Source organism: Janthinobacterium sp. CG3, assembly GCF_000344615.1.
Taxonomy (GTDB): domain Bacteria; phylum Pseudomonadota; class Gammaproteobacteria; order Burkholderiales; family Burkholderiaceae_D; genus Janthinobacterium.
On the sequence record NZ_KB467824.1, the window covers coordinates 1479165 to 1492236 of the forward strand.

8 protein-coding genes and 1 pseudogene are annotated in these 13072 nt (G+C 66.6%); 5 read left to right on the forward strand and 4 right to left on the reverse strand.

The window, feature by feature from the left end:
* Positions 1 to 25 precede the first annotated feature (25 nt).
* The gene (locus JANGC3_RS0106325; RefSeq protein ID WP_017875645.1) at positions 26 to 592 is read left to right on the forward strand and encodes a hypothetical protein; all 567 of its coding nucleotides are present in this window, start codon (positions 26 to 28) and stop codon (positions 590 to 592) included.
* 69 nt (positions 593 to 661) lie between these two features.
* The gene (locus JANGC3_RS0106330) at positions 662 to 2266 is read left to right on the forward strand and encodes a hypothetical protein (protein WP_017875646.1); all 1605 of its coding nucleotides are present in this window, start codon (positions 662 to 664) and stop codon (positions 2264 to 2266) included.
* 161 nt (positions 2267 to 2427) lie between these two features.
* On the opposite strand, the gene purL is transcribed toward JANGC3_RS0106330, so the two are convergent.
* The gene (gene purL / locus JANGC3_RS0106335) at positions 2428 to 6480 is read right to left on the reverse strand and encodes a phosphoribosylformylglycinamidine synthase (protein ID WP_017875647.1); all 4053 of its coding nucleotides are present in this window, start codon (positions 6478 to 6480) and stop codon (positions 2428 to 2430) included.
* 309 nt (positions 6481 to 6789) lie between these two features.
* Between purL and JANGC3_RS0106340 the strand changes: the two genes are divergently transcribed.
* From JANGC3_RS0106340 to JANGC3_RS0106350, 3 genes are all read left to right on the forward strand, one after another.
* A complete protein-coding gene (locus JANGC3_RS0106340; RefSeq protein WP_026132635.1) occupies positions 6790 to 8415 on the forward strand; it encodes a tetratricopeptide repeat-containing response regulator in 1626 nt (541 codons plus the stop codon).
* Positions 8416 to 8651: 236 nt separating this feature from the next.
* A complete protein-coding gene (locus tag JANGC3_RS30665; protein WP_017875649.1) occupies positions 8652 to 11087 on the forward strand; it encodes a M43 family zinc metalloprotease in 2436 nt (811 codons plus the stop codon).
* A gap of 10 nt (positions 11088 to 11097) precedes the next feature.
* Positions 11098 to 11415 carry a hypothetical protein gene (locus JANGC3_RS0106350; RefSeq protein WP_157406483.1) on the forward strand — a complete coding sequence of 106 codons (318 nt, stop codon included), beginning with the start codon at positions 11098 to 11100 and terminating at the stop codon, positions 11413 to 11415.
* A 122-nt stretch (positions 11416 to 11537) separates the two neighbouring features.
* Here JANGC3_RS0106350 and JANGC3_RS0106355 read toward each other — a convergent pair whose 3' ends face one another.
* The 3 genes and pseudogenes from JANGC3_RS0106355 to JANGC3_RS0106365 form a co-directional block, all read right to left on the reverse strand.
* Positions 11538 to 11912, reverse strand: a complete 375-nt coding sequence (locus tag JANGC3_RS0106355; RefSeq protein WP_198291999.1) for a nuclear transport factor 2 family protein — start codon at positions 11910 to 11912, stop codon at positions 11538 to 11540.
* Positions 11896 to 12516 (reverse strand): annotated as a pseudogene (locus tag JANGC3_RS28555) (HD domain-containing protein). The gene JANGC3_RS0106355 and the pseudogene JANGC3_RS28555 overlap by 17 nt, the downstream one beginning before the upstream one ends.
* 81 nt (positions 12517 to 12597) lie before the next feature.
* Positions 12598 to 13071, reverse strand: a complete 474-nt coding sequence (locus JANGC3_RS0106365; protein ID WP_157406484.1) for a GNAT family N-acetyltransferase — start codon at positions 13069 to 13071, stop codon at positions 12598 to 12600.
* Position 13072: the final 1 nt, after the last annotated feature.

Genomic DNA, 13072 nt, shown 5'->3' on the forward strand with positions numbered 1-13072 from the left:
CTATACCGACAACCGAGGAGCGGCCATGGCCACGAGCAAGAACGAGGAGTCACGAAACGACGGGCGCACGATTGCGCTCGAGGTCAGGGCGGAATGCGCCGAACGCCCGGACGACCTGCCCACCGTCGTCGCCTATGCCTTCAGCCAAGGCGGCGCGCTGCTCGACATGCAGACGCTCGACCAGGAGGGGCGCGCCAAGTTCACCATCCCCGTCGGCAACGAAGCGCAATCGGTGCGCGTGGTGCTCGGCCCCGAGGTGGACAAGGAATTCGTCGAGGCCGGCGAGTTGCTGCGCCGCGGCGGCATCGACCGGCATGTGGCGGTGCGGCCGAACCTGGAGCGCCTGGCGCCGCTGATCTTCCAGGTCGGGCCGGAAATCTGGCGCCGTTGGATAGGCCGGCTCTGCGTCGTCAACGGTACTGTGCTCAAACGCGTGGTCTCGGGAGGTGTGCTGCTGCGGCTGCCGGTGTGCAACGCCGCCGTCGACATCTTCGAAATCGACCCGTGGCCGCTTATCATCGCCGAACTGCCGGAACTCGACCTCGACCGCCTGCGCGACGTCGTCGACGGTCCGTGGCCGCCGCTCCACTAGCCGATCCCGCCGCGTCCGCCCGAGCCCTTTCCCTTCGACGTCATCGACAATCCGGCCTCGCCGGTCGGTTTGCATCCGCAACCGTTGCCGCCGCGCCAGCTTCAAGCGCGCGTCCCGGAGCACGCCTGGCAGCAAGCCGCGCAGGCCGGCGGGCGACTCGGCGCACTGGCGCTGCCGGCCTCCCTGGTACTGGCGGCGCGGGCCTCGCGGCCGATTTTCGAGCGCGCCATCCTCAGCCACCTCGACCTGCTGCGCCCGCTACTGTGCTGGCTGTTCCCGTTCCCGGTCCACAAAACCAGGCTAACGACGGTGACGACCGACGAATGCGGCCGTTTTCACGCCTTGATCTGGCGCTCGATCTTCAACTTCGACCAGCCCGACCTGTATTTCATCGCGCGCCAGCGCATCTGGCCCGGTTTCTGGGTGACGATTTACGAACCGAAACCGGTGATTTGCTACACTTGGTGGAACTATGTGTGCGGCAGCGAAGTCGTCCTCGTCACCGCGCACCCGCTGGCGCACGCCTGCCCGCCCTGCCCGCCCATCGTCGCACCCAACAACTGGGTACTGTTCATGGCCATCGGCAATACCTCGGTGTGGCGCATCCACGGCGCCAACGACAGCACCCGCGTCGGCGCGCCGGGCCACGACCCCGCCAAGCTCGGCCTGCTGGACGGCGGCGCGCCGTGGGGCGGCACGCTGCGGCCGCGGCTGGAATTCGACACCTCCCTGCGCAGCGACCTGGGCGTGTTCTACTACCGCGTGTCGTACAAGCGCGCCACCGAGGTCGAGACGGAGTGGCGCCCCAGCACCGAGGCCGTCAGCCGCCACTACGCGCACGAGGTGGGCGGCGACCTGATCCTCGAACAATACCCGCTCGGCCCGCAGAGCGTCGGCACCAGCGCGCACCTGTATAAAATCCCGCCGGGCTTGCCACCGCTGGGACAGTGGTCGATTCCGAACGCCGTGCTCGACACGCAAAACGCGGTCATTCCCACCACCGCGGTGGCGCCCGGCGTGCCGTTCGACGACAACGGCGTCGCGCTGGGCGCCGACCAGGGCGGCCCCTGGCAGATCAAGGTGGAACTGTTCGACGCCGCCGGCAACCTGGTCGATCCCGAGGCGCTGGGCATTAAATGGCGGGTTCCCGCCAGCGATACGCTGACCGGGACGATCCAGACGCGCGACGCCGCGCTGCTGGGGCTGGTGGACGCGGCCAACAACCGCATGCTGCTGACGATACGGCTGGACAACAACCGCAGCTACGCCCGCATCGACGCGCCCAGCGTGGGCGGCAGCACGGCGACGGACGAATGCGGCGTGATGAACTACGCCGCGCTGGCGCAGACGGTCGAGGTACCCTTCTACGGCTTGCAGATCAACCGTTACGCGACCTACTCGTTCTACGTGCAGCGCGGCGCGGTCACGCCACCCGAGTACAGCCTGGCGGGGACGGCGGCGTCCGGCATCGCCGGCATGCCCGGCGCGATACCGCCGTCGCCGCCGGCCGATGCGCTGCCAACGGTGGGCACGTTGCTCGACACCTGCACCTTGGCCGGCTTCACCGAGCAGCTGTACGTCGCGCACACGGGCACCGACGGCTGGTCGCGCCTGAGCGGCTACGACAGCAGCGCGGCGCGCGCCTTCGTGCTGGCGCCCGAAACGGCGCCGTGACCGGCTACCAAGGCGCCGGGGCGGCGATTCAGACCGGGTTGAGTTGAACGGTATAAAAAAACCGGGGACAGACCACGATTTTCGAGCAGCTATTGCTCGGAAATCGTGGTCTGTCCCCGGTTCGGGATGGAGCGCCCGCTTGCCCGGGCGCTGTCAACTAGTTAGCCCACCCACTTGCGGGCGTTGCGGAACATGCGCATCCACGGCGAATCCTCGCCCCACGATTCCGGGTGCCACGATTGCTGCACGCTGCGGAACACGCGCTCGGCGTGCGGCATCAGCACGGTGAAGCGGCCGTCCGGCGTGGTCACCGAGGTCAGGCCGTCCGGCGAGCCGTTCGGGTTGTACGGATACGCTTCGGTGGCATGGCCACGGTTGTCGACGAAACGCATGGCCTTCGTCACGTCGCCGATGTTGCCGGTCTGCGAGAAGTCGGCGTACCCTTCGCCGTGGGCGATGGCAATCGCCGTCTGCGTGCCGGCCATGCCCTGGAAGAAAATCGACGGCGAATCCAGCACTTCGACCATGGCGAAACGGCCTTCGAATTTTTCCGACTTGTTGCGCGTGAACTTGGGCCAGGCGTGCGCGCCGGGGATGATAGCCTTCAGGTTGCTCATCATCTGGCAGCCGTTGCAGATACCCAGGCCGAAGCTGTCGCTGCGCGAGAAGAAGCGCGCGAACTGCTCGGCCAGGCTGGCGTTGAATAGAATTGTCTTGGCCCAGCCCTCGCCGGCGCCCAGCACGTCGCCGTACGAGAAGCCGCCGACGGCGATGACGCCCTGGAAGTCGTCGAGGCGGACGCGGCCGGCGATCAGGTCGCTCATGTGCACGTCGACGGCGCTAAAGCCGGCCTGGTGCATCACGTACGCCGTTTCAATATGCGAGTTCACGCCCTGCTCGCGCAGGATGGCCACGCGCGGGCGCACGCCGGTGGCGATGAACGGCGCGGCGACGTTTTCCGCCGGGTCGAAAGTGAGCACCGGCGTCATGCCCGGGTCGGCCAGGTCGAACGCGCGGTCGTATTCGGCGTCGGCGCAGGCCGGGTTGTCGCGCAGGCGGGCGATGCGCCAGCTGGTTTCGCTCCACAGGCGTTGCAGCGCGGAACGCGGGTGCGAGTAGATCAGCTTGGCGTCGCGGGTGAATTCAATCACGTCGCGCTCGTTCGGCTTGCCGATGATGTGGCTGCAGGCGCCCAGGTCGAAGCCGCGCAAGACGTCCATGACCAGCGATTTCTCGTCGGCGCGCACTTGGATGACGGCGCCCAGTTCTTCGTTGAACAGCGCGCGCAGGGTCAGTTCGTTGCGCCGCTCGGCCACCTGGCCGGCCCAGTTCTTGGCGTCGCCCCAGTCGCTGGCGTGCTCGCCTTCCAAGGTCAGCATGTCGAGGTTGATCGACAGGCCGCTGTGGCCGGCGAAGGCCATTTCGGCCAGCGTGGCGAACAGGCCGCCGTCGGAACGGTCGTGGTAGGCCAGCAGCTTGCCGTCGCTATTGAGTTGCTGGATTGCCGCGAAGAAGCCCTTCAGGTCGGCGGCGCTGTCGACGTCCGGCGTCTCGTTGCCGAGTTGGCCGGTCACTTGCGCCAGCGCCGAGGCGCCCAGGCGGTTCTTGCCGCGGCCCAGGTCGATGACGATGATGGCGCTGTCGCCGGCGTCGGTCTTGATTTGCGGCGTCAGCGATTTGCGCACGTCGGTCACCGGCGCGAACGCCGAGACGATCAGCGACACCGGCGACACCACGGCCTTGCTTTCCTCGTCGTCGCGCCAGGTGGTGCGCATCGACAGCGAATCCTTGCCGACCGGGATGCTGATGCCCAGCGCCGGGCACAGTTCCATGCCGATCGCCTTGACGGTGTCGTACAGCGCCGCGTCCTGGCCCGGCTGGCCGCAGGCGGCCATCCAGTTGGCCGACAGTTTCAGATCCGAAATGTCGCCGATCGCCGCGGCGGCGATGTTGGTGATCGCCTCGCCGACGGCCATGCGGCCCGACGCCGGCGCGTCGATGACGGCCAGCGGCGTGCGCTCGCCCATGGCCATCGCTTCGCCCAGGTAGCCTTCAAAACTCATCGCCGTGACGGCGCAGTCGGCCACCGGCACTTGCCACGGGCCGACCATCTGGTCGCGCACGGTCATGCCGCCCACCGAGCGGTCGCCAATGGTGATCAGGAAGGACTTGTCGGCCACCGTCGGCAGCAGCAGCACGCGCTGCGCCACGTCGGCCAGGTCCAGGCCGGTCAAGTCGATGGCCGGGAACGCGTGGTGGACGTGGTGCACGTCGCGCAACATCTTCGGCGGTTTGCCCAGCAGTACGTCCATCGGCATGTCGACCGGCTCGTTGCCCAGGTCGGTGTCGATCAGCTTCAGCTGGCGCTCTTCGGTGGCGACGCCGACGGCGGCGAACAGGCAGCGTTCGCGCTCGCACAGGGCCTTGAACAGCGGCAGGCTCTCCGGCGCGATCGCCAGCACGTAGCGTTCCTGCGATTCATTGCTCCAGATTTCCTTCGGCGCCATGCCGCTTTCTTCCAGCGGGATCTTGCGCAGGTCGAAAATCGCGCCGCGCTTGGCGTCGTTGGTGATTTCCGGGAAGGCGTTCGAGAGGCCGCCGGCGCCCACGTCGTGGATCGAAATGATCGGGTTGTCGGCGCCCATCTGCCAGCAGGCGTTGATGACTTCCTGCGCGCGCCGCTCCATTTCCGGGTTGCCGCGCTGGACCGAGTCGAAGTCCAGGTCGGCGGTGTTGGTGCCGGTGGCCATCGACGAGGCGGCGCTGCCGCCCATGCCGATGCGCATGCCCGGACCGCCCAGTTGCACCAGCAGGCTGCCGACCGGGATGTCGTTCTTGTGGGTGTGCTGGGCCGAAATGTTGCCGATGCCGCCGGCAATCATGATCGGCTTGTGGTAGCCGTACACGGTGTCGCTGGCGCCGGCGAACTGGCGGCCGATGTTTTGCTCGTAGGTGCGGAAATAGCCGCCCAGCACCGGACGGCCGAATTCGTTGGAGAACGCGGCGCCGCCCAGCGGGCCTTCGATCATGATCTGCAAGGCCGAGGCGATGCGGTCCGGCTTGCCGTAGCGCACCGAGGTGTCGCGGCCGGCTTGCGGCGCGGTCACGCTGGCGGCGTTTTCCCATGGCTGGACGGCGCCCGGCAGCATCAGGTTGGAGACGGTGAAACCGGTCAGACCGGCCTTCGGCTTGGCGCCGCGGCCGGTCGCGCCCTCGTCGCGGATTTCGCCGCCGGCGCCGGTGGAGGCGCCCGGGAACGGCGAAATCGCGGTCGGGTGGTTATGCGTCTCGACCTTCATCAAGGTGTGCGTCAGTTCGGTCGAGGCCGCGTATTCGTGGCCGCCGGCCTCGCCGCGCGGGTAGAAGCGCGACACGCTCGCCCCTTCCATGATCGACGAGTTGTCGCTGTAGGCGACGACGGTGCCCTTCGGCTGCAATTCGTGGGTGTTCTTGATCATGCCGAACAGCGACTTCGGCTGCGCCACGCCGTCGATGGTCCAGTCGGCGTTGAAGATCTTGTGGCGGCAATGCTCGCTGTTGGCCTGCGCGAACATCATCAGCTCGACGTCGGTCGGGTTGCGCTTGGCCTTGGTGAAGGCGGCGTCGAGGTAGTCGATCTCGTCGTCCGACATGGCCAGGCCGAGCTCGGTGTTGGCTTTTTCCAGCGCGGCCTTGCCGGCGCCGAGCACGTCGATCGATTCCAGCGGGCGCGCTGCGAGCGTGCGGAACAGATTGGCCGCCTCGTCCGGATGGCGCAGCACCGATTCGGTCATGCGGTCGTGCAGCAGCGCGGCGACGTCCTGCGCCTGGCTGTCCGACAGCTTCTTGGCGGCGCCGATGCTGCTGCCCAAAATGCCCGATTTCAGGTTGACGCGATAGGCGACGCCGCGCTCGACGCGCTTGATGTGCGCCATGCCGCAGTTGTGCGCGATGTCGGTGGCCTTCGAGGCCCACGGCGAAATCGTGCCGAAGCGCGGGATCACGAAGAACTCTTCGCACACGCCGTCGGCGTGCTCGGCCTCGGCCGGCGAGCCGTAGGTCAGCAGCGCCCCGAGGCGGCTGCTGTCGTCGGCCGACAGGGGCGCGGCGGCATCGATGAAATGGACATAGCGCGCCTGCACCGACGTAATGGCGGGCCACACGGCCTGCAATTGGGTTAACAGGCGTTGGCTACGGAATACGGACAGGGCATTGGAACCCGGCAGAATCAACATGGTTGGAAGGTGGTTGATGCAGCGTGGCTGCGGGTTAAAGGTAGGTGTGGCACGAGACGGTGGAGCTGGAATTCCTTTGCGCGCATTATACCCGTTTCGCCCCCCCGTTAGCAGGTCGGCGGCGCCCTATCCGGGGCTTGATCTGCGTTCAAAGCAACATTATTTGCTTTGTTTGGCGGAAATCGGCATCGGCACCGCCAAAATGGTGCGTTTTTTGGCATCTTTGCAGTATCCTCGTTGGACAATGCCCGCCTAGCGCCCCGACCGAGCCGGCTCGCAGATTCCACAGAGAACCACGAGAGATGCACGATGAAAGAATATAGCGACTTATCGGTTCTAATCGTCGACCCCAACCCCAGCATGCGGGGCAATCTGCACAACATGCTGAACCAGTCGTCGATCACCAAAATCGACTACGCGGTCAGCGCCGGCACGGCCATCCGCCAGCTCGGCAAGAAATCCTTCGACATCATCCTGTGCGAATACGACCTGGGCACCGGCAGCGACGGCCAGGACGGCCAGCAACTGCTGGAAGACCTGCGCCACCACAAACTGATCGGCATGTGGACCATTTTCATCATGCTGACCTCGGAAGGCGTCTACGGCAAGGTGATGAGCGCGGCCGAGCTGACGCCGACCGACTACATCTTAAAACCCTTCACCGTCGACGTGCTGAGCGGGCGCATCGGCCGCGCCATCGACCGCCGCGCGATCTTCCTGCCGGTTTACCAGTTGATCGGCCAGGGCAATCTGCGCGAGGCGATCAAGGCTTGCGGCGCCGCCGAAAGCAAGCACATGCGCCACGCCGGCGACTTCTTGCGCCTGCGCGCCGAACTGCACCTGGACCTGGGCGAGCTGGACCTGGCCGAACAACTCTACCAGGAGGCGCTGGCGCTGAAACCGCTGGATTGGGCCAACCTCGGCCTGGCCAGGACCCTGTTCGGGCAGCAGCGCTACGATGACGCGCACGAGGCGCTGCTGAAACTGATCGAGCAGAATCCGCGCCTGATGTCGGCCTACGACCTGCTGGCCAAGACCCAGCAGGCGCTGGGCCAGGCGGCGCAGGCGAAGAAAACGCTGGAAGACGCGGTGGCGCTGTCACCGCACATGGTGCGCCGCCTGCGCCACCTGGGCGAGGTGGCGCTGACGGCGGACGACATCGTCGCCGCCGAGCGCGCCTTCAAGCAAGTCGTGGCGAAGGCCAAGTATTCCGAATTCCGCGACCCGGAGGACCACGTCAACCTGGTCAAGGCGTTGGTTAAAAAGGGCGACGGCGGCCAGGCCAGCGGCGTGGTGCGCGACCTCGAACGCTCGATGCGCGGCAGCCCCAACGTCGAAGCCTGCCGGGCCATTTCGGCGGCGCTGGTGCAGGAACTGGCCGGCAACGTCAGCGCCGCCGCCAACGAACTGAATTTGGCGGTGACGGCGCTGGCCGCCAGCAAGGGCTTGTCGACCCAGTTGAAAATCGGCCTGGTGCACAGCTGCCTGAACAACAAACTCGACAAGGCCGCCTCCGACGTCATGCTCGGCCTGATGAACGACCCGGACAGCGACGTGACGATGGAACAGGCGATCGACGAATTCGAGAAGGCCGGCCGGCACGACATGGCGCAAAGCGTCGGCGCCCATATCAGCCAGCAGGTCGAGGAACTGATGAGCGACGCGGCCGACCAGGCCAGCCACGGCGAGCTGAAGGCGGCGGTGCTGGCGCTGCGCCAGGCGCTGCGACGCACCCCGAGCAATCTGCAATTGCTGCAGCAGTCGGTGGAAGCGATCCTGCGCCAGCTCAACACGCTGGGTTGGGAACCGCCGCTGGCCGAGCAGGCCCAGCACCAGATGCACAGCATCCGCAAGCTCGACGCCAGTCACCCGATGCTGGCCTCGCTGCACGACCAGTACGCGGCGACCCAGCGCAAATACGGTATCGCCAACTAGCGTGGCGTAGGTCGGATGCGCGGGACGCGTAATCCGACCGACGAAAACCGCGCCAACTTTACCGATCGTCCCGTCAATTGATCGCGCGCAAGCCCAACGCGCGTCCCCCTCCCTCCCCCCGGAACGTTCTAGCCGCGAAGGCAGTCCTAATAAACAGACCAGCACCGCCACCCGGCTGGTGCTTACTTTGCACTCGCGCGCCCGCAGACGACGACTGCAATCCTACAGGGGGCAACATGAAAGAGAAACAAGCCAAAGAACCCGCGTCCATGAACGGCGGTTCGGCTTCCCAACACAACACGCGGAGCGAACCCGATTCCCGCGCCGGTCCGCGCGCGCGCGACACCGAGAAGGCCGCCGCATATACGATGCCGAACGACGCCGCCGCCGACCTGTCCGGCCTCGACGAGCGCGGCATGCCCGGCCTGACCGGCTCGGCTGGCTTGGCGGGCCGCGGCGCCCGCGACGCGATGCCCGATGGCGCCATGGTCGACCTATCGGCCGCCGGCAAAGCCACCGACATGCCCGGCGCCGACATGGGCGCCGGCGGCGGCAATTTCGGCGGCGGCGGCGGTAACGGTGGCGGTAGCGGTGGCGGTGGCGCCTATCGGCCGCCGCCGGTGCGCAAGTGCGGCACGATGGACGTCCACCGCCGCCTGTTATCGACGCTGCCCTCCTACGCCCGCATCCGCGCCGAGATAGAAAACCACGCACGCCTGTATGAACTCGGCGCCGGCGCCACCGAACGCAGCGGCGTGACGCGCATTCCCGTGGTGGTGCACGTGGTGTGGAACAGCGCCGCCCAGAACGTCAGCGACGCCCAGATCGCCAGCCAGATGGACGTGCTCAACCGCGACTTCCGCCGCACCAACCCGGACGCCAACTCGACGCCGGCGCCCTACCTGCCGCTGGCCACCGACTCGCGCATCGAATTTTTCCTCGCCAACACCGACCCCAACGGCGCGCCTAGCGGCGGCGTCGAACGGCGCCAAACCAGCGTCGCGGCGTTCCTTGACGACGACGCCGTCAAATCCTTCGCCACCGGTGGCCTGAACGCCTGGCCGCAGGAACGCTACCTGAACATGTGGGTGTGTCCGCTCGGCGGCGGCCTGCTCGGCTACGCCCAGTTTCCCGGCGGCCCCGGCGCCACCGACGGCGTCGTGATCCAGCAATCGGCGTTCGGCACCACCGGCACGGCGGCGCCGCCGTTCAACCTGGGCCGCACCGCCACGCACGAAATTGGCCACTGGCTGAACCTGAACCACATCTGGGGCGACGACGGCACCGGCTGCAGCGGCACCGACAACGTCGCCGACACGCCCAACCAGGCCGGCTACAACACCGGCGCGCCGAGTTTTCCGCACGTTAGTTGCGGCAACGCCCCGCACGGCGACATGTTCATGAACTATATGGACTACACCGACGACCGCGCCATGTTCATGTTCACCGCCGGCCAAGTGGCGCGCATGCAAGCCTGCCTCGACGGCGTACGCGGCACCCTCGGCGCCGGCGCCGGCATGATACGGCCGAGTTCGTCGCCGGTGGTGGCGTGGGAGGCGAACCGGATCGACACCTTCGTGCTCGGCACCGACCGCGCGCTGTACCACAAATGGTGGGACGGCGGCGCCTGGGGTCCGGCGACGACCGGCTACGACTACATGGGCGGCGTCTGCACCAGCGTGCCGCAAGCGGTGGCCTGGGGCCCGAACCGCCTCGACGTCTTCGTCACCGGCACCGACAGCGCGCTGTACCATAAATGGTGGGACGGCGGCGCGTGGGGGCCGGCGCCGACCGGCTACGAATACATGGGCGGCGTCTGCCTGGGCGAACCGCGCGTCGTCTCGTGGGGCGCCAACCGGCTCGACGTCTTCGTCATCGGCAGCAACCACGCGCTGTATCACAAATGGTGGGACGGCGCCAATTGGGGGCCGTCGCTGACCGACTACGCATACATGGGCGGCGTCTGCCTGGGACAACCCGAAGTCGTCTCGTGGGGCGCGAACCGGCTCGACGTCTTCGTCATCGGCGCCGACCGCGCGCTGTACCATAAATGGTGGGATGGCGCCAATTGGGGGCCGTCGCTGGAAGGCTACGAACGCCTGGGCGGCGTCTGCACCTGCGCGCCGCGCGCGGTGGCATGGGGGCCGAACCGCCTCGACGTCTTCGTCACCGGCACCGACGGCGCGCTGTACCACAAGTGGTGGGACGGCGCGAACTGGGGTCCGTCGCCGGAAGGCTTCGAGTACATGGGCGGCGTCTGCGTCGGCCAGCCGGAAGCGGTATCGTGGGGCGCGAACCGGCTCGACCTGTTCGTCATCGGCACCGACAGCGCGCTCTACCATAAATGGTGGGATGGCGGCGCATGGGGGCCGGCGCTGACCGGCTACGAGTACATGGGCGGCATTATCACCTCGGCGCCGCGGGTGGTGGCGTGGGGCGCGAACCGCCTGGACGTCTTCGCCACCGGCACCGATAGCGCGCTTTACCACAAGTGGTGGGATGGCGGGGCTTGGGGGCCGTCGCTCACCGGCTACGAGTACATGGGCGGCATCATCACCGCGTTCCGGCAAGCCCCCCGCGTCCAGCAAGAGGCGCCCGCGCAGCAAGCCGTGGCGCCGACACACGCGGTTCAACGCGAGCAGCGGGCGCCGGGCGCCGGCATGCTAGCATGAGGACATGCAGATGAACCAAGACAGCGCAGCGCCCAGCGGCAGTTGGACCCATTCGTTCGAGGAGGACGAAGGCGGCGTTCATCTATACCGGCCGACCCGGTCGTTCCCGTTCCCGCCCAGCAGGCGCGGGCGCGAAACGCTGGAATTCGGCGCCGCCGGCCGGATGCTCACCGGCGTCCCCGGCCCGGACGACCGGCGCGTTCTGACCGACGCCGGCCTGACCCCGCTGGGCATGAACCGCTTCCGCCTGGAGGGCGGGATCATGCCGGGCAAGGTCATTGAAATCGTCGAAGCCCAGCCGGATCGACTCAAGGTCAAATACCTTTAAGCTGTAGGTCGGGTTGGCGCGCAAAGCGCGCGTAACCCGACCGGCGTCGGCGGCGGACAGGCGTCGAATGACGCACGCTACCCCACCCCGGATTCTCCCTACGGGATGCTATCCCGCGGCACTCACACCACCATCCCCGCGTGCGCGGCGACCACCTGCAGAACCCCGTCTGCCGAACGCGCCCACATGCGCGTAAAGCGGAAGTCGCCATTGGCCGGCTGGCCGGCATAGGTGCCGGACACCTTCATCCGCACCGACACCACCGCAACCCCGCCATGCAACTGCACATGCTGCTCCGACGGCGTCAGCTCGTGCAGCTTGAGCAAACCGGATTCATGGGCGGCGAGATCCTCGCCTTTCCCAAGCAACTGGCCCAGGTGGTTAGTAAAAAGCAAGCCCGGCGCCAGCAAGGCATCCAAGGCAACGATATCCGACGCCAGCATGGCCAGGCGCAACCACTCCTCGACGTCCAGAATCTGATCATTTACCGTCATCATTATCCACCTTACATTGAGCCTGCGAAACCGTCCGGCCGAAATGCGACGCCACCCAATCCCTGGCGACCAGCCACAGCGCCGGTGCGCCCCGTTCGATCACCGGCCCGTATCGCTCCAGCACCTGCTGATACTGCACGCCGCTCTCGGCCCAGGTACCGCCATCGGTAAACACATTGATCAACAGCGGCTGAAAGCGGTCCAACGCCTTGGCGAACTGCGCGTCGCCGGTCTCGCCCGCCTCGAATTCCCACCACAGGCTCTGCAATTGCTCGCACTGCCCGGCGGGAAGCAAGCCGAAGATGCGATCCGCGGCCAGCTTTTCGCGCGCCTCCTAGCTACCGTCCAGCACGCCATGAATCGGCGTATCGCCGGCATCGACTTCAACTATATCGTGCAGCAACAGCATCTTCACCACGCGGCCGACGTCGACATGCGCGGCGGCGTGCTCCTCCAGCACCCAGGCATACAGCGCCAGATGCCACGAGTGCTCGGCCGAGTTTTCTTTCCTGCTCCGGTCGAGCAGCGGCGACTGCCGCACGACACTTTTCAGCCGATCAATCTCACGCAAAAAACTCAGTTGCTGAACCAGTCTATGTGATTCCACACGCCATCCTTAGCAATATTGTCAAATAGTTACAACGCTCACATGCCTGGGGCCGGTCCCGCTAAAAGAAGGGCGTCGGCGCTAGACTCGAAGATCCTTGCGAAGAAAAACCGTCGCCTGAGGATTGTCGTTGTAGCGCTCACATGCCTGGTATCCGCGTCCCGCGTAGATGCGCAGCGCGCCCGTCAGATCGTCTTTGCTGTCCAGATATAACCACTGCACGGCGGCGGCCACGGCGTGTTCCTCCATCGCATCGAGCAAGGATTCGGCCAGGCCCCTGCCGCGGAACTGCGGGCGCACGTAAAGACGTTTGCACTCCGCCGCCAGGGCGATCGACGCAAGAGGCCGAAGCACCACGCAACCGGCCGGGATGTCCCCCACGTACGCAATCCACAATGCCGACGACGCATCGTTCAGAAATGCCTCAATTTCCTGCTGGGTATCGCGCTTCGTCACGCCGACCGCCGCGTAATACTCGCTGAGCAAAAGCTGCGCGTCGGGCAAGCGCGAGATAGCCGCGCGGCCTATGTTGACCGGAGATGGGTGTGTACTCATC